Annotated in this window: 13 protein-coding genes and 1 rRNA gene; 8 read left to right on the forward strand and 6 right to left on the reverse strand. The window is 70.6% G+C overall.

What is annotated here, in order from left to right:
- Nucleotides 1-77 (forward strand): 5S ribosomal RNA (rrf, locus tag ACFVWD_RS38325); the annotation flags it as partial.
- A gap of 110 nt (nt 78-187) precedes the next feature.
- On the opposite strand, the gene ACFVWD_RS38330 is transcribed toward rrf, so the two are convergent.
- From ACFVWD_RS38330 to ACFVWD_RS38350, 5 genes are read right to left on the reverse strand one after another with little or no spacing between them, the layout of a single operon-like run.
- A complete protein-coding gene (locus ACFVWD_RS38330) occupies nt 188-1,498 on the reverse strand; it encodes a DUF58 domain-containing protein (RefSeq protein ID WP_389602628.1) in 1,311 nt (436 codons plus the stop codon).
- A complete protein-coding gene (locus tag ACFVWD_RS38335) occupies nt 1,498-2,487 on the reverse strand; it encodes an AAA family ATPase (protein ID WP_389602663.1) in 990 nt (329 codons plus the stop codon). The genes ACFVWD_RS38330 and ACFVWD_RS38335 overlap by 1 nt, the downstream gene beginning before the upstream one ends.
- Nucleotides 2,487-3,677: a DUF4350 domain-containing protein gene (locus tag ACFVWD_RS38340; protein WP_389602629.1), complete on the reverse strand. Its 1,191-nt coding sequence runs from the start codon at nt 3,675-3,677 to the stop codon at nt 2,487-2,489. Before ACFVWD_RS38340 ends, ACFVWD_RS38335 begins: the two co-directional genes overlap by 1 nt.
- Nucleotides 3,674-4,420, reverse strand: a complete 747-nt coding sequence (locus ACFVWD_RS38345; RefSeq protein ID WP_389602630.1) for a DUF4129 domain-containing protein — start codon at nt 4,418-4,420, stop codon at nt 3,674-3,676. Before ACFVWD_RS38345 ends, ACFVWD_RS38340 begins: the two co-directional genes overlap by 4 nt.
- A gap of 4 nt (nt 4,421-4,424) precedes the next feature.
- Complete coding sequence (locus ACFVWD_RS38350; protein WP_389602631.1) at nt 4,425-5,783, reverse strand: glycerophosphoryl diester phosphodiesterase membrane domain-containing protein; 1,359 nt, start codon at nt 5,781-5,783, stop codon at nt 4,425-4,427.
- A gap of 140 nt (nt 5,784-5,923) precedes the next feature.
- Here ACFVWD_RS38350 and mtnA point away from each other — a divergent pair, with 140 nt between their 5' ends.
- The 7 genes from mtnA (at nt 5,924) to ACFVWD_RS38385 (ending at nt 14,822) form a co-directional block, all read left to right on the forward strand.
- Nucleotides 5,924-7,069 (forward strand): S-methyl-5-thioribose-1-phosphate isomerase, encoded by a 1,146-nt coding sequence (mtnA, locus tag ACFVWD_RS38355; RefSeq protein ID WP_389602632.1) that lies wholly within the window; start codon nt 5,924-5,926, stop codon nt 7,067-7,069.
- A gap of 8 nt (nt 7,070-7,077) precedes the next feature.
- Complete coding sequence (gene mtrA / locus ACFVWD_RS38360; RefSeq protein ID WP_150136091.1) at nt 7,078-7,767, forward strand: two-component system response regulator MtrA; 690 nt, start codon at nt 7,078-7,080, stop codon at nt 7,765-7,767.
- A 1-nt stretch (nt 7,768) separates the two neighbouring features.
- Nucleotides 7,769-9,877 carry an MtrAB system histidine kinase MtrB gene (mtrB, locus tag ACFVWD_RS38365; protein ID WP_389602633.1) on the forward strand — a complete coding sequence of 703 codons (2,109 nt, stop codon included), beginning with the start codon at nt 7,769-7,771 and terminating at the stop codon, nt 9,875-9,877.
- Entirely contained in the window at nt 9,867-11,702 is a 1,836-nt protein-coding gene (locus tag ACFVWD_RS38370) for an LpqB family beta-propeller domain-containing protein (protein WP_389602634.1), read from the forward strand. Before mtrB ends, ACFVWD_RS38370 begins: the two co-directional genes overlap by 11 nt.
- A gap of 210 nt (nt 11,703-11,912) precedes the next feature.
- The gene (locus tag ACFVWD_RS38375) at nt 11,913-12,863 is read left to right on the forward strand and encodes a ComF family protein (protein WP_389602635.1); all 951 of its coding nucleotides are present in this window, start codon (nt 11,913-11,915) and stop codon (nt 12,861-12,863) included.
- A gap of 313 nt (nt 12,864-13,176) precedes the next feature.
- Nucleotides 13,177-13,869 carry a ribosome hibernation-promoting factor, HPF/YfiA family gene (hpf, locus tag ACFVWD_RS38380; RefSeq protein WP_373306561.1) on the forward strand — a complete coding sequence of 231 codons (693 nt, stop codon included), beginning with the start codon at nt 13,177-13,179 and terminating at the stop codon, nt 13,867-13,869.
- A 206-nt stretch (nt 13,870-14,075) separates the two neighbouring features.
- Nucleotides 14,076-14,822, forward strand: a complete 747-nt coding sequence (locus tag ACFVWD_RS38385) for a response regulator transcription factor (RefSeq protein WP_067380003.1) — start codon at nt 14,076-14,078, stop codon at nt 14,820-14,822.
- A 39-nt stretch (nt 14,823-14,861) separates the two neighbouring features.
- On the opposite strand, the gene ACFVWD_RS38390 is transcribed toward ACFVWD_RS38385, so the two are convergent.
- Entirely contained in the window at nt 14,862-16,037 is a 1,176-nt protein-coding gene (locus ACFVWD_RS38390; RefSeq protein ID WP_389602636.1) for a winged helix-turn-helix domain-containing protein, read from the reverse strand.
- Nucleotides 16,038-16,275 lie beyond the last annotated feature (238 nt).

Here is a 16,275-nt window from a genome sequence, read left to right on the forward strand (position 1 = left end):
CGAACCCGGAAGCTAAGCCTCACAGCGCCGATGGTACTGCAGGGGGGACCCTGTGGGAGAGTAGGACGCCGCCGAACTAAATTTAGGGAGAACCCTCGTACCGGGAAAACGGTACGGGGGTTTTCTGCGTTCAGGATCATTTTTTTTGGGGCCTCTCGAATCGAGAGACCCCCTTTTTTGTGCCGGTTTACAGCCGTCCCGCTGCCTTGAGTGCCAGATACGCATCCGCGAGGGCAGGCGCCAGGTTGTCCGGAACCGCGTCGACGACGGTTACTCCGTGCCGCTGAAGTTGTTCGGCCGTGCGATGGCGCTCCGTCTGGGCCTGGGCCGCGGCTGCCGCCTCGTACACCGCCTCGGCGCTTCCCCGGGCCGTAGCCATGTGCGCGATGTGCGGGTCGGCCACTGAAGCCACGAGCACTGTGTGGCGGTGGGTGAGACCGGAGAGTACGGGGAGCAGGCCCTCTTCGATGGGGGCCGCGTCGAGGCTGGTCAGCAACACGATCAGGGAGCGGCGAGGGGCCGTACGCAGGGCCGTGGCGGTGAGGCCGCGGGCGTCCGTTTCGACGAGCTCCGGCTCCAGGGTCGCCATCGCGTTGACCAGGGAAGGGAGGACGTCGCCGGCTGAGCGGCCCTGGACCAGGGCGCGTACCCGGCGGTCGTAGGCGAGGAGGTCCACGCGGTCACCGGCCCGGGAAGCCAGGGCGGCCAGGAGGAGTGCCGCGTCCATGGAGGCGTCGAGGCGCGGGGCGTCGCCCACGCGGCCGGCCGAGGTTCGGCCCGTGTCGAGGACCAGAAGGATGTGGCGGTCGCGCTCGGGACGCCAGGTACGTACGGCGACCGTGGTGTGGCGGGCCGTGGCGCGCCAGTCGATGGAGCGGGTGTCGTCGCCGGGGACGTACTCGCGCAGGCTGTCGAATTCCGTGCCCTCGCCGCGGGTCAGGACGCTGGTGCGGCCGTCGAGTTCGCGTAGGCGGGCCAGTTTGGAGGGGAGGTGCTTGCGGCTGGTGAAGGGTGGCAGGACTCGTACGGTCCAGGGCACCTTGTGGCTGCCCTGGCGGGAGAAGAGACCGAGGGGACCGTACGAGCGGATGGTGACGCGGTCCGCCTGGCGGTCCCCGCGCCGGGTGGGGCGTAGGCGGGTGGTGAGGCGTCGACGCTCGCCGGCGGGGACCGTCAGTCGGTGGCGGGAGGCGGCCACCTCGGTGCCCGGCTCCCAGCTGCTGGGAGGCCAGGCGTCACGGAGGCGGGCGCGCAGGAAGCGGCCGGAAGGGTTGGTGACGGTCAGGGTGACATCGGCGGTTTCGCCGAGGCGTACGGAAGTGTCGCCGGAGCGGGCCAGGCCGAGACGGCGTACGGGTGCGGCCAGGGCGGCGTCGCAGGCGCAGGCCAGGGCCAGGGGAGCGTTCACGGCGAGGATGCCCGCCCAGCTCGGCTCCCAGATGCCGACGGGGAGTGTGCCGAGGGCCGCCAGCAGGGCGGCGCGTCCGGTGAGCGCCATCAGCGGGGGACGGGGACGTGGGCGAGGATCGCGTTGATGACCGAGTCGGCCGTCACGCCTTCCATCTCGGCCTCGGGGCGGAGCTGGATGCGGTGGCGGAGGGTGGGCAGGGCCAGGGCCTTCACGTCGTCGGGGATGACGTAGTCGCGGCCGGTCAGCCAGGCCCAGGCGCGGGCGGTGGCGAGGAGGGCGGTCGCGCCGCGCGGGGAGACGCCGAGGGTGAGGGACGGCGATTCGCGGGTGGCGCGGCAGATGTCGACGACGTAGCCGGTGATTTCGGGGGAGACCGATGTCTTGGCCACGGCGGCGCGGGCGGCTTCCAGGTCGGCCGGGCCTGCCACGGGGCGTACGCCGGCGGCGCGCAGGTCGCGCGGGTTGAAGCCCTCGGCGTGGCGGGTGAGGACGTCGATCTCGTCCTGACGGGAGGGCAGAGGGATCGTCAGTTTCACGAGGAAGCGGTCCAGTTGGGCTTCGGGCAGAGGATACGTTCCCTCGTACTCGACCGGGTTCTGGGTCGCGGCGACCAGGAAGGGCTCCGGGAGCGGGCGGGGGGTGCCGTCGACCGTGACTTGGCGCTCCTCCATCGCTTCGAGGAGGGACGACTGGGTCTTGGGCGGGGTGCGGTTGATCTCGTCGGCCAGCAGGAGGTTCGTGAAGACCGGGCCGGGCTGGAACGAGAACTCGGCGGTGCGGGCGTCGTAGACGAGAGAGCCGGTGATGTCGCTCGGCATCAGGTCGGGAGTGAACTGGATGCGCTTGGTGTCGAGTTCGAGCGCGGATGCGAGCGCGCGGACGAGCAACGTTTTGGCGACTCCGGGGACTCCTTCTAGTAGAACGTGTCCGCGGCAGAGGAGGGCGACGACGAGGCCGGTCACGGCGGGGTCCTGGCCGACCACGGCTTTGGCGATCTCGGCGCGCAGGGCTTCCAGGGAGGAGCGGGCGGCGCCCGGATCCCCGGCGTACCCGGCGTTGTCAGTGGTCGGGTCCATCATGAACGGCGTACCTCTCTTTCGAGGGCGTCGAGTTGGTCGGCGAGGGAGATGAGGGCCGCGTCGTCGCCGGGCGGCGGGCCGAAGAGGAGGGTGTGCAGGGCCTGTCCGTCGCCGTTGAGGCGGGCGGACAGGGCGGGGAGCAGCGCCTCGGGCGCGTGCGCCTGGGCGGGGGACACGCCGATGAGGGGGGCGAGTCGGGTGCGGGTGGTGGAGCGCAGAGCGGCGGCCGCGCGGTCGCGGGCGTTGGCCTTGCGGTAGAGGCGGGCGCGGCCTTCGACGGTTTCGGAGGCGCGGATCGCGACGGGGAGGCGTTCGGGTACGAGGGGGCCGAGTCGGCGTGCCCGCCAGAGGGCGGCCAGGCCTGCCGCGATGAAGAGCTGAAGGGTGCCCCAGAGCCAGCCCGAGGGGAGTAGGTCGAGGAAGGTCTTTCTGCCCGCGTCGGTGGCCGAGGTGTCGGAGAGAGAGGGGAGGTACCAGACCAAGTGGGGGCGGGAACCGAGCAGTTGGAGGGCGAGCGAGGCGTTGCCCTGCTTGTCGAGACGGTTGTTGTAGAGGATGTCGGGGGCGCCGATGACGACGGTGTCGCCGTTCCCGGTGGCCGCCGGGATGCGCAGCAGGGTGGGCAGGCCGTCGCTGGGGTAGCAGACGTCGGCGCCGAGGTCGCTGGTGCTGTAGCGGATGCCGCCGGTGTCGGCGCTGCCCGCGCGGCGGGCGGCGGGCAGGTCGCAGCCGGGGGAGAGCGTCGAGTCGAAGCTGATCGCGGGTTCGGCGGTCACTCCGGGGGCGAGGGTGCCGAGGGAGGGCGAGTCGGGGGCGATCAGGATCGTGCGGCCGCCGGAGTTCTTGGTCGCCGCGCGGAGGCCGGCCTGCTGATGGTCGGTCAGCAGGTCCGGGGCGGCGACGAGGAGAGTGGTGTCGGCGCCGGCCGCAGCACGGGCCTCGTCCAGGGTGGTGACCACGCGCGTGGAGACCCCGCGGTCGCCGAGGAGTTCGGCAGTGGCGCGGCTGCCGTAGGGGTCGGCGGAGCGTGGGTCGAGGCGGCCGTGCTGGGCGCCGGAGTGGATCGCGGCGATCGCGACGGCGGCCGCCAGCAGGATCACGACGGCGAGGACGATGCCTCGAGTGCGGGTCCACACCTGGCGGGCGGTGGGCGAGGCCGAGGTGGACGTGAGGGTGGCCTCGGTCATGAGGCGGCCCCCTGGCGGCTGTTGCGGTCCGTGCTCTGGGCGCTGCTGGTGAGTACGGGTTTGGTGCGCTCGAGGTCGCGGTCGAGTTCGGTGAGGCGGTGGTATGTGTCGGAGCCCGCGGACCGGCCGCCGTATGTGACCTCGTCGAAGTCCCGGGCGGCGGCGCGTAGTCGGTCCGTGTGGGAGGGCAGTGTGCGGCCCGCTTCGGCGGCGGCCTCGTCCGCGGTGCGGCCGGGGCGTGGGTCGAGCAGGGCGCGCTCCTCGAGGGAGCGTACGACGGCGCGCATGCGTTCCTGGACGGCTTGGTTCCAGTGGCCCTGGGCGGCGTGTGCTTCGGCGGCCGCGCGGTGTTCGGCGGCGCTGCGTGGGCGGTCGTCGAAGAGTGCGGCGGAGGAGGTGGGGGTGCGGTGCGGGGTGCCGAGGCGCCACCAGAGGGCGGCCACGACCGCCAGCACCGCCACCACGATGACGACAAGTCCGAGTGTGCCGCCGGGAGTCGCCGTGGAGGCGGCGCTGAACAGTTTGTCGACCCAGTCCCAGAAGGCGTTCAGAGCGCGTTGCACCGGGCTGGGGTCGTTCTCGTGGTACATCCGTTTGGACAGTTCGCGCTTGGCCGCCTCCCGCGCGGGGTCGCGCGGGATCGTCACCGGTGGTTCGTCGTCGCGCGGTAGCGCGAGTACGGCCGTGGCGCCGGTGTGCGGCAGTGCCAGTACCGCTGTGAGAACTCCCCCCGCCGGACTCACCGCATCAGCTCCCCGGAGTGGTGCCGGGGGTGCTGGAGCCGTAGTCCTGGACACCGGCGGCGCGGGCCAGGTCGAGGTCGAGGGCCTCGCGGCGGATGCGCTGGTCGATGTAGAGGAGCACGGTGACGCCCGCGGAGATCGGGAAGGTGATCATGGAGCCGATCACCGAACCGATTCCGCTGACGATGAGGAACGTCCAGCCGGGGCTGCCGCCGCTGCTCAGGAAACCGGCGACGCCGTCGCCGCTCAGGGCGGAGGCGATGAGGGCGAAGGGGATCACGACGATCGACGCCACGATGTTGGCGATGATCGTGGCGAGCAGCTGGATGCCGAAGACTCGCCACCAGGAGCCGCGGACGAGCTTCGCGGAGCGGCTCATCGACTTCAGGACGCCCTGCTTCTCCAGCATCAGGGCGGGCGAGGCGAGCGAGAAGCGGATCATCAGCCAGAGGGCGACGACGCCTGCGCCGAGCCCGCCGAGGACCGCGAGCGCGGCGCCCGCGCTGCTCGAGCCGGCGACGGCGACGAGCAGGCCGGGAAGAGTGCCGACGGTGATGATCGCGACGGCGATGAGCGGAAGCAGGAAGGTCAGGGCGAACAGCTTCGGCAGCCGGGGTCTGGCGTCGCGCCAGGCCTCGGCGGTGGTCACCGGCTTGCCGAGTACCGCGCGGCTGGTCACGGAGGTGAGCAGGGCCGTGGCGACGATGGTGCCGAGCAGGCCGATGAGCACGACGACGCCGGAGCTCAGCAGGGTGTCGCCCAGGGCGCGGCTCAGCTCGCCCGGGGTGGCGCTCGGGTCGTTGAGGACGTCCGTGCTCGCGCTGTCGTCCAGGACCAGGCCCTGGAGCAGGATGACCGCGATCTGTGTGACGACGGCGACGGTGAGCGAGATGCCCAGGACGGTGCGCCAGTAGGTCCGCATCGTGGAGACCGCGCCGTCGAGGATCTCGCCGACGCCGAGCGGGCGCAGGGGGATCACGCCGGGCTTGGCGGCGGGCGGCGGACCGCCCCAGTTGCCACCCCAGCCACCGGGACCTCCTGGGCCTCCGTAGCCACGGCCGGGGCCTCCCCAGCCGCCGTAGCCTCCGCCCTGGCCTCCGTGGCCGCCCGCGCCCGAGGGCTGCTGACCGCCCCAGCCGGGGCCGGGGGGTGGTGGCGGGGCCTGTCCGGGGCCCTGTGGGCTGGGAGCGGACCACTGGCCGGGCGGGGGCTGCTCCTTGGACCACTTCGAGGGCGGCTCCGGCTGGTTCGTGCCACCTTGGTCCGCGGGCTGCTCCGGGGGCTCGGCGGTGCCGGAGTTGTCCGGCTCCTGCCCGTCGGAGGGGGCAGATCCGGGCGAGGCCCAGCCCGGAGTGTCTTTCATCGTCGCTCCTTCACGGTGCCCGTCCGCGGTCGCGGCGGCAGGTTGGCAGCCATCGTGCCACGGTGTGCCCGGCATGGGACCGGCCCCCGTATGGGGTGGACACCTTCAATTGTCTGCCTGCTACGGGGCAGACTGGGCGGATGGCTGATCAGTACGCGCAATTCCGCGAGGACGACGGGCCACTGGAGATACCGGCGATCCGCTGGGACGAGCCGCCCGAAGGGCCGGTGCTGGTCCTTCTCGACCAGACACGGTTGCCGGCCGAGGAAGTTGAGCTGGTGTGCACGGACGCTCCCGCGCTGGTGGAGGCGATCCGCACGCTGGCCGTGCGAGGGGCGCCGTTGCTGGGTATCGCCGGGGCGTACGGAGTCGCGCTCGCCGCCGCGCGCGGCTTCGACGTGGACGATGCCGCCCAGGCGCTGGCGGGCGCCCGGCCCACCGCGGTGAACCTGGCTGTCGGTGTGCGCCGGGCGCAGACGGCGTACCGTGCCGCGCTCTCCGGCGCCGGTGATCAGGGGCAGGCTGCCGAGGCGGCGCTCGAAGCGGCGCGGGCGCTGCACCGGGAGGATGCCGCAGCCAGCGCACGGATGGCCGAGCACGGGTTGGCGCTGCTCGACGAGCTGCTGCCGGGTGGCGGGCACCGGATTCTGACCCATTGCAACACCGGGGCGTTGGTGTCCGGTGGGGAGGGCACGGCCTTCGCGGTGGCCCTCGCGGTGCATCGGGCGGGGCAGCTGCGGAGGCTGTGGGTGGACGAAACGCGTCCGTTGCTGCAAGGTGCTCGCCTGACGGCTTACGAGGCGGCGCGCAACGGAATGGCGTACACCTTGCTCACGGACAACGCGGCGGGATCACTGTTCGCGGCGGGGGAGGTGGACGCGGTGCTCATCGGGGCCGATCGGATCGCTGCCGACGGTTCGGTGGCGAACAAGGTGGGGAGCTATCCGCTCGCCGTGCTGGCCCGGTATCACCATGTGCCGTTCATCGTGGTGGCGCCGGTGACGACGGTGGACCCGGACACCCCGGACGGAGCATCCATCGAGGTCGAGCAGCGCCCCGGTCATGAAGTGACCGAGGTCACAGCACCCCAGGTGCCTGTGGCGGGAGTGGAAGCGGGAGGCGGGATACCGGTGGCACCCCTGGGGACCCAGGCGTACAACCCGGCATTCGATGTGACGCCCCCCGAGTTGGTGACGGCGATCGTGACCGAAGAGGGCGCTGTGTCGCCCGTGACAGCTGAGGCACTCGCTGAGCTGTGTGACAGGTCACGCCAGGTAACGATTTAGTTAATGGGATGATGTCGTTTATGAAGGGACGAGTCCTTGTCGTCGATGACGACACCGCACTGGCCGAGATGCTCGGCATTGTGTTGCGTGGTGAAGGTTTTGAGCCGTCTTTCGTAGCCGACGGCGACAAGGCGCTGGCCGCTTTCCGTGAGACCAAGCCCGATCTGGTGCTCCTGGACCTGATGCTTCCCGGCCGGGACGGTATCGAGGTGTGCCGCCTGATCAGGGCGGAGTCCGGGGTGCCGATCGTGATGCTCACCGCGAAGAGCGACACCGTCGATGTCGTGGTCGGCCTCGAGTCGGGCGCCGACGACTACATCGTGAAGCCGTTCAAGCCAAAGGAGCTGGTGGCGCGGATCAGGGCGCGGCTGCGGCGTTCCGAGGAACCGGCGCCCGAGCAGCTGGCCATCGGCGATCTTGTGATCGATGTGGCCGGTCACTCTGTGAAGCGGGAAGGGCAGTCGATCGCCCTGACGCCGCTGGAGTTCGATCTGCTCGTGGCACTGGCCCGCAAGCCGTGGCAGGTGTTCACGCGGGAGGTGCTCCTCGAACAGGTGTGGGGCTACCGACACGCGGCGGACACCCGCCTTGTCAACGTCCATGTCCAGCGGCTGCGCTCCAAGGTCGAGAAAGACCCGGAGCGGCCGGAGATCGTGGTGACCGTCCGTGGTGTCGGTTACAAGGCCGGACCGAGCTGACATGTCCCAGGACAGTGCCGCTTCGGCGCCCGGTGAGTCGGGGGTCCGTTCGGGGCGGCCTGTCGGCCGGAAGGTGACGGGCTCCCGTTGGGGACGTTTCTTGGAGGGCGGGCTGCTGCAGGGCGGAGTTCAGGGCAGCCCGGTCCTTCGGTTGTTCATGCGCTGGGTGCGCCGTCCGTTGCTGCCCGTGATGCGGCTGTGGCGGCGCAACATCCAGCTCAAGATCGTCGTCACGACGCTGCTGATGTCGCTGGGTGTCGTGCTACTGCTCGGCTTCGTGGTCATCGGGCAGGTGCGCAACGGTCTGCTGGACGCCAAGGTGAAGGCCTCCCAGAGTCAGGCCACGGGTGGTTTCTCGGTGGCCAAGCAGAAGGCGGACGCGGCCGCGACGGCCAACGGCGACGACGGTTCGAGTGCGGACGGCCGTCCGTCCAAGAACGTCAGCCAGTGGATGAACGACCTCGTCGTCTCCCTTTCCAGTGGCGGCCAGGGCGCCTTCGACGTGGTGACGCTCAGCTCCACCGTGGCCGGCAACGGCGGTGCCGGGCGGGGTCCGCGTTCCTCGGGTGACGTCGATCCGACGCTGAGCGTCCCGGAGGCCCTGCGCGCCCGCGTCGACAGCAACACGATGGCGGCCCAGAGCTACACCAGGGTCCTCTACAAGGACGGTACGGAGTCGCAGGCCGCGTTGGTCATCGGCAAGCAGGTCCTCGACCCCAACGGAGACTCGTACCAGCTCTACTACCTCTTCCCGCTGACGCAGGAGGAGAAGTCGCTGAGCCTGGTCAAGGGGACGCTCGCGACGGCCGGTCTGTTCGTCGTGGTGCTTCTGGGGGCCATCGCCTGGCTCGTGGTGCGCCAGGTCGTCACTCCGGTGCGAATGGCGGCGGGGATCGCCGAGCGGCTCTCCGCCGGGCGCCTGCAGGAACGGATGAAGGTCACCGGCGAGGACGACATCGCGCGGCTCGGCGAGGCCTTCAACAAGATGGCGCAGAACCTTCAGCTGAAGATCCAGCAGATGGAGGACCTGTCGCGGATGCAGCGCCGGTTCGTGTCCGACGTGTCGCACGAGCTGCGTACGCCGCTCACGACCGTCCGGATGGCGGCCGACGTCATCCATGACGCGCGCGTGGACTTCGATCCGGTGACCGCTCGGTCGGCCGAGCTGCTCGCCGATCAGCTGGACCGGTTCGAGACGCTGCTCGCGGACCTGCTGGAGATCAGCCGGTTCGACGCGGGCGCGGCGGCGCTGGAGGCCGAGGCGATAGACCTCCGGGAAGTCGTACGGCGTGTCGTCAGCGGGGCCGAGCCGCTCGCCGAGCGCAAGGGCTCGCAGATACGCGTGGTCGGCGACCAGCAGCCGGTGGTCGCCGAGGCGGATGCCCGGCGGGTGGAGCGGGTGCTGCGCAACCTCGTCGTCAACGCCGTGGAGCACGGTGACGGCAAGGAAGTGGTGGTCAAGCTCGCCGTGGCGGGCGGGGCGGTCGCCATCGCGGTGCGCGACTACGGCGTAGGCCTCAAGCCCGGTGAGGCGACCCGGGTCTTCAGCCGCTTCTGGCGTGCCGACCCGGCACGCGCGCGTACCACCGGCGGCACGGGGCTCGGGCTGTCCATCGCCCTGGAAGATGCCCGGCTGCACGGCGGCTGGCTGCAGGCGTGGGGTGAGCCGGGCGGCGGTTCGCAGTTCCGGCTGACGCTGCCGCGGACCGCGGACGAGCCGCTGCGAGGGTCTCCGATACCCCTGGAGCCCATGGACTCGCGGCGTAATCGTGGACTTAATGACGCGGGACTGCCCTCCGGCGGCGGCGACAAGCTCGCCACGGTGCCGATGCAGGCCGCGGGCGGGAAGGCGGCACCGCCGATGCAGCGGACGTCCGTGGTGCCGCGACTGGCCGGGGCGTCGCCCACGGCCGATCCGACGGCGCTGCCGGGCAACGGCGCGCGTGTGGTGCCGAGGCCCTCCGGGGCCGTGCGGCGGCCGGACGACATGCCTGCCGTAGGTGGGGAGCGGACCGTGCAGGAGCGTGGCCGGGACGGCGGCGGGCCTGAAGAACTCGGACAAGGAGAGCCCGAGGAACTCGGGCAAGGGGAGGCATTTCGTGGGCGCTGACCGCGAGGGGAGCGGCCGTCTGCGTCCTGCGCGTGTGGGGGTGTACATCGGCTGCGGCGCATTGCTGCTGACCGGGTGTGCCTCGATGCCGGACAGTGGGGATCTGCGCGGGGTCGAGTCGACGCCGAGGCAGGACTCGCAGGTCCGCGTCTTCGCGCTGCCGCCGCGCGAGAACGCTCCGCCGGCGGAGATAGTGCAGGGCTTCCTGGAGGCACTGACCAGTGACGACGCGCAGTACGAGACGGCTCGCAAGTATCTGACGGCGAGCGCACGCAAGGCGTGGGATCCGTACCGCTCCACGACCGTCCTCGCGGACGGCCCCAACCCCGAGTCGGAGCGCTCGGGCAGCAGGGAGGGCGACGACTCGTACACGCTCTCCGGCAGCAAGGTCGCCACGGTGGACGAACAGCACGCGTACGCGCCGGACGCCGGTTCGTACCGGACGACGGTGCACCTCACGCTGCAGAAGGACACCAAGCAGTGGCGTATCGACGCGCTGCCGCAGGGCGTGGTGATGGGCAACTCCGACTTCCAGCGCAACTACGTGTCCGTCAACAAGTACTACTTCGCCTCCAATGTGCCCTCCGGGTCGGGCGGACTGCTGGGGACCGTCGCCGATCCCGTCTATGTGCGGGACAAGGTGGACCCGATGACGGAGATGGTCCGATCACTCCTGAAGGGGCCCACACGCTGGCTGGATCCGGTGGTGACGTCGAGCTTCCCCTCCGACACGGAGTTGAAGAAGGGCGTCACGTCGTTGTCGCCCGACGACCGCAACAGGGTGACGGTCCCGCTGAACAAGAAGGCCGACCGGGTCGGAGAGACCCAGTGCGACAAGATGGCCACCCAGCTCCTCTTCACGCTCCAGGATCTGACACCCACGGGCGTCGACGAGGTGGAGTTGCAGCGGTCGAACGGTTCGCAGTTGTGCGTGGTCACCAAGAGCCGGGCACAGACCATCGCTTCGCACGGCACGGCCAAGCACCCCGAGTACGAGTACTTCATCGACGGCAAGCAGCGACTCGTAAGGCTGCCCAGCGCCAACAGTGACAAGCAGACCGAGCCGGTGCCCGGTGCGCTGGGAGTGGGCGACAAGAAGCTGCGGTCGGCCGCGGTGTCGCGGAGCGAGGACAGCGCGGCCGGTGTGTCGGCCGACGGGAGTTCGCTGTACGTCGGATCGCTGGTGTCGGGCGCCTCGCTGGGGGACGCGGTGCTGCACAGCCAGGGGGCGAAGGCGGACGACCGGCTGACGACGCCCAGTTGGGACGGACAGGGCGACCTGTGGGTGGCCGACCGCGATCCGAAGAACCCACGGCTGCTCCTGCTGGAGAAGGGCGCGGGTACTCCGCTGGCTGTCACCGCCCCGGGCATCGACGGCCGTGTCCAGGCGGTGCGGGTGGCCGCCGACGGGGTGCGGATCGCGCTGATCGTGCAGAAGGACGGCAAGAGCTCACTGCAGATCGGGCGCATCCAGCGCGACACCAAGACCGGCGGACGGCCCCTCATCTCGATCCTCGAGCTGCGCTCCGTGGCGCCGCAGCTGGAGGAGGTCACCGCCATGTCGTGGGCCGGGGACAGCCGGCTCGTCGTCGTCGGGCGCGAGTCCGGTGGGGTGCAGCAGATGCGCTACGTCCAGGTCGACGGCTCCACCGCGGTGGGTGCCGCGCCCTCCGCGCTGACGGGGGTGAAGGAGGTCGCCGCGTCCGAGGACGAACGGCTGCCGCTGGTGGCGCACTCGGAGGAGGACGGGATCGTGCGGCTGTCGTCCGGGGAGCAGTGGCAGAAGATCGTCAAGGACGGCACGGCACCGGTCTATCCCGGGTAGGGACCTTCTTCCATCCTGGGCAGGGACTCGCCGGGCCTCCCATTTCGGGCAGGCCCGGCTGCCGTACGGGGTGGACCTGACCGTCGTACGGGGTGGACCCGGCCGCCATTGCCCGGTGGGTCCCCCGGACGGGTGACGGCCGTGGAGTTGTCCACAGGCGGTTGTCCACAGGGGTGGCCGGTCGGCTCGCACGTTGGCACAGTGGTGGGCATGCGGGGGTGGTGGCAGGACCTCACCGATCTGGTGCTGCCGGCCGAGTGCGGAGGCTGCGGAAGGCCTCGCACGGTGCTCTGCCCGGAGTGCCGTGCCGCCCTGAGCGGGGCCGCACCGCGCCGGGTGCGCCCGGATCCGGAGCCGCCCGGGCTGCCGGTGGTGCACGCGGCGGCCCCATACGAGGACGAGGTGCGCGCGACGCTCCTCGCTCACAAGGAACGGGGGGCACTGACACTTGCGACACCTTTGGGAACGGCCCTGGCGGGGGCTGTACGGGCAGGGCTGGGGCGTCTGTGCCTCCCCGTCCCGAAGGGACGGCCCACGGCCTCGGACGGGCGCCTGAGGGGCGGCAACGGGCAACTGAGGCCCAGGGGTGGTCACGGAAGCACGCCGCTTTCCGGTACAGGGCCTCTGCTGCTCGTTCCTCTGCCGTCCTCCCGGCAGGCGGTGCGGGCGCGGGGCGATGACCCGGCGCGGCGGATCGCACTCGCGGCGGCGGGGGAGCTGCGGCGCACAGGGACACCGGCCCGGGTGCTGGCCGTGCTGCGGCAGCGGCGCGCCGTGGCCGACCAGTCGGGGCTCAACTCGCGGCAGCGACTGGACAATCTCGCGGGCGCCCTGGAGGTGGCCGCCGGAGGTGTCCGGCTGTTGGCGAGCGGGGGCCGGGTCGTACTCGTGGACGACCTGATGACGACGGGGGCCTCGATGACGGAGGCGGCCCGTGCCGTACGGGCGGCGGTGGCGCGCATCGATCCATACCTGGACGTCGATGCATGCGTCGAGGAAGCGGGGGAAGCAACGGGAGAACGGATGACCGAGGCAACGACAGCGGATACCCATCGGACACAAGCAGCCCGGGGAATGGCGGGTATGAGCGGAGTCGGCGACATGATCTGCGCGGCTGTGGTCGCGGCCCCGCCGGACTCTTTCGAAATAAACCGGAACTGACCGGGAACTTCCATCGTTGCAGGTAATGACCAGGTCAATTCACCTGAACGGAGGTACGTCGCAGTAGAGGGTGACGACATCCGTCCAGGCGAGATATGTTCGGTTGTGAGGCAATGGCGCAGGCCGTACCTCGCCCATCCGAATGTTGTGCTGCGGGTTTCTGAATCACCCGTAGCGGTGGGGTGTAGATCTTGCCCATGGGGGAGGAGGAGGTGAAAGTCACCAAGTCCGAGGTTCCGGCACTCACCGGGGCCTGGTGCAAAAGGGAGACGCTCCGCCAGTGCAGCGGAGCAATCCGGGAACGGAGTTCTGCGTGGACATCGTCGTCAAAGGCCGCAAGACCGAGGTGCCCGAGCGGTTCCGCAAGCACGTGGCCGAGAAGCTGAAGCTGGAGAAGATCCAGAAGCTCGATGGCAAGGTGATCAGCCTCGACGTGGAGGTGTCCAAGGAGCCCAACCCCCGGCAGGCCGACCGTTGCGACCGAGTGGAGATCACGCTCCACTCCCGCGGTCCGGTGATCCGGGCGGAGGCGGCGGCAAGTGACCCGTACGCGGCACTCGACCTGGCGGCGGACAAGCTCGAAGCCCGCCTGCGCAAGCAGCACGACAAGCGCTACACCCGCCGCGGCAACGGCCGGCTCTCGGCCGCCGAGGTTGCCGACCACGTCCCCGGCGCCGCGACGCTCAACGGGAACGGGACCGTCGTCCACGAGGACGACACGGACAGCGTGCCGACGAAGAAGATCGGCTCCCTCGAGGTCATGGGCGAAGGCCCCCTCATCGTTCGCGAGAAGACCCACGTGGCCGCCCCGATGACGCTCGACCAGGCGCTCTACGAGATGGAGCTGGTCGGGCACGACTTCTATCTCTTCGTCGACTCCGAGACGAAGGAACCCAGTGTCGTCTACCGGCGGCACGCATACGACTACGGCGTCATCCACCTCAGCACGGACCCCATGGTCACCCAGGCCGGACCGGACGCGCCGGGCGGTGCGCTCGGCGGCTGACCCGCCCCGATGACGGCTGAGCCGGTGCCCCTGGAGCGCGCGTGCGCCCCCAGGGGCACCGGTGTGCGACCACTTCGCGACCCGCTCTGTCACCGCACTGTCGTCCAGGCATGGAATCATGGCCGAACCGGCCCCAACCGGTGGGTCGTTGCCTCGGATCGGCGATGGCACAGGAACGCAGGCCACGGCCTTCAGGGGGAGGAACGATGGCGGACAGCTTCGGACCGATGCGTGACGGGGATGCCGACGGCGGCGTCGTCGGCATGGGCCCGGACGCGGGCTCTCCACGCAAGGAGCCCATTCGGGTCCTCGTCGTGGACGACCATGCCCTCTTCCGCCGCGGTCTGGAGATCGTGCTCGCGGCCGAGGAGGACATCCAGGTCGTCGGCGAGGCGGGTGACGGGGCGGAGGCGGTCGACAAGGCGGCAGACCTGCTCCCCGACATCGTGCTGATGGATGTACGCATGCCGAAGCGGGGCGGCATCGAGGCGTGCACCTCCATCAAGGAGGTGGCTCCGAGCGCGAAGATCATCATGCTGACGATCAGCGACGAGGAAGCCGATCTCTACGACGCGATCAAGGCGGGCGCGACCGGATATCTCCTCAAGGAGATCTCCACGGACGAGGTGGCCACGGCCATTCGCGCGGTGGCGGACGGGCAGTCGCAGATCAGCCCGTCGATGGCGTCGAAGCTTCTCACCGAGTTCAAGTCGATGATTCAGCGGACGGACGAGCGTCGGCTCGTGCCCGCGCCGCGGCTCACGGATCGCGAGCTGGAGGTTCTCAAGCTCGTCGCGACCGGGATGAACAACCGGGATATCGCCAAGGAGTTGTTCATCTCCGAGAACACCGTGAAGAACCATGTGCGCAACATCCTGGAGAAGCTGCAACTGCACTCCAGGATGGAGGCGGTGGTCTACGCGATGCGGGAGAAGATCCTCGAGATCCGGTGAGTCGGCGCCAGGCCGGTCACTCCGGCCAGTCAGGTCAGGTCAGGCCAGTGCGCGGCTGAGTTCCTTCGCGAGGGGCTCGCGGAGGTCCGGGGCGTCCACCCGTTCCACGCGTACGTTTGTGCAGTCCACCCAGCTCGCTGCCTCCAGCAGGGCCTGGGCCACGGCAGGGACCGCCTTGGCGCCGTCCAGCGTGACCTGTTTGGCGACCAGGGTGCGGCCCTCGCGGGCGGGGTCCACGCGGCCGACGAGCCGGCCCCCGGCGAGGACCGGCATCGCGAAGTAGCCGTACACCCGCTTCGGCTTGGGCGTGTACGCCTCCAGACGGTGGGTGAAGCCGAAGATCCGCTCCGTGCGGGCCCGCTCCCAGATGAGTGAGTCGAACGGGGACAGCAGCGTCGTACGGTGGCGGCCGCGCGGCGGTGTCTCCAGGGCCGCCGGGTCCGCCCACGCGGGCTTGCCCCAGCCCTCCACCGTCACCGGGACCAGGCCCGAGTCCGCGATCACCGCGTCGACCTGATCGCCCTTGAGACGGTGATAGTCGGCGATGTCCGCGCGCGTGCCGACCCCCAGGGACTGGCCGGCCAGGCCGACCAGGCGGCGCAGGCACTCCGTGTCGTCCAGCTCGTCATGGAGCAGGGGCTCGGGGACGGCGCGCTCGGCGAGGTCGTACACCCGCTTCCAGCCTCGGCGCTCCGTGCACACCACCTCGCCGTACATCAGCGCGCGCTCCACGGCCACCTTCGTGCCCGACCAGTCCCACCACTCGCTGGTCTTCTTCGCGCCGCCCAATTCCGTGGCCGTGAGGGAGCCTTCCGTGCGGAGCTGCTTGATGACCTGGTCGTAGGTGCCGTCCGGCAGGTCGTGGTTCCAGTGCGGGCGGGAGCGGTAGGCGCGGCGACGGAAGGCGAAGTGGGGCCATTCCTCCACGGGGAGGATGCAGGCGGCGTGGGACCAGTACTCGAAGGCGTGGGTGTCGGTCCAGTAGGCCTGATCCACGGCTTTGCGGCCTACCGCGCCCAGGCGGGCGTACGGGATGAGTTCGTGGGAGCGGGCCAGGACGGAGATCGTGTCGAGCTGGACCGCGCCGAGGTGTCGCAGGATTCCGCGGACGCCGGCCTTGCGGTCGGGGGCGCCCAGGAAGCCCTGGGCCCGTAGGGCGATGCGGCGGGCTTCTTCGGCGGAGAGGTCGGTGGTGGGACGCGGGAGGCTCGTCATGTTCCACACGGTAGGCGGTGCCACTGACAGTGGACTCGCCCCCGCCGCCCCTACCCGTCCCATCCCAGGGGCTCCGCCCCAGCCCCCGCCAGGGGCTCCGCCCCCGGACCCCCAGCGGGGCTCCGCCCCAGCACCCCAGCGGGGCTCCGCCCCGGACCCCCAGCGGGGCTCTGCCCCAGCACCCCAGCGGGGCTCTGCCCCAGCACCCCAGCGGGGCTCCGCCCCGGACACCCAGCCG

It is taken from the genome of Streptomyces sp. NPDC058086, from assembly GCF_042885015.1.
GTDB lineage: Bacteria > Actinomycetota > Actinomycetes > Streptomycetales > Streptomycetaceae > Streptomyces.

Bases quoted from the DNA above. Each gene is read 5' to 3' on its own strand.
- ACFVWD_RS38385 (WP_067380003.1), top strand. From the start codon at position 14,076: ATGGCGGACAGCTTCGGACCGATGCGTGACGGGGATGCCGACGGCGGC.
- ACFVWD_RS38335 (WP_389602663.1), bottom strand. From the start codon at position 2,487: ATGGACCCGACCACTGACAACGCCGGGTACGCCGGGGATCCGGGCGCC.
- ACFVWD_RS38350 (WP_389602631.1), bottom strand. From the start codon at position 5,783: ATGAAAGACACTCCGGGCTGGGCCTCGCCCGGATCTGCCCCCTCCGAC.
- ACFVWD_RS38330 (WP_389602628.1), bottom strand. From the start codon at position 1,498: ATGGCGCTCACCGGACGCGCCGCCCTGCTGGCGGCCCTCGGCACACTC.
- ACFVWD_RS38375 (WP_389602635.1), top strand. From the start codon at position 11,913: ATGCGGGGGTGGTGGCAGGACCTCACCGATCTGGTGCTGCCGGCCGAG.
- mtrA (WP_150136091.1), top strand. From the start codon at position 7,078: ATGATGTCGTTTATGAAGGGACGAGTCCTTGTCGTCGATGACGACACC.
- mtnA (WP_389602632.1), top strand. From the start codon at position 5,924: ATGGCTGATCAGTACGCGCAATTCCGCGAGGACGACGGGCCACTGGAG.
- ACFVWD_RS38340 (WP_389602629.1), bottom strand. From the start codon at position 3,677: ATGACCGAGGCCACCCTCACGTCCACCTCGGCCTCGCCCACCGCCCGC.
- mtrB (WP_389602633.1), top strand. From the start codon at position 7,769: ATGTCCCAGGACAGTGCCGCTTCGGCGCCCGGTGAGTCGGGGGTCCGT.
- ACFVWD_RS38390 (WP_389602636.1), bottom strand. From the start codon at position 16,037: ATGACGAGCCTCCCGCGTCCCACCACCGACCTCTCCGCCGAAGAAGCC.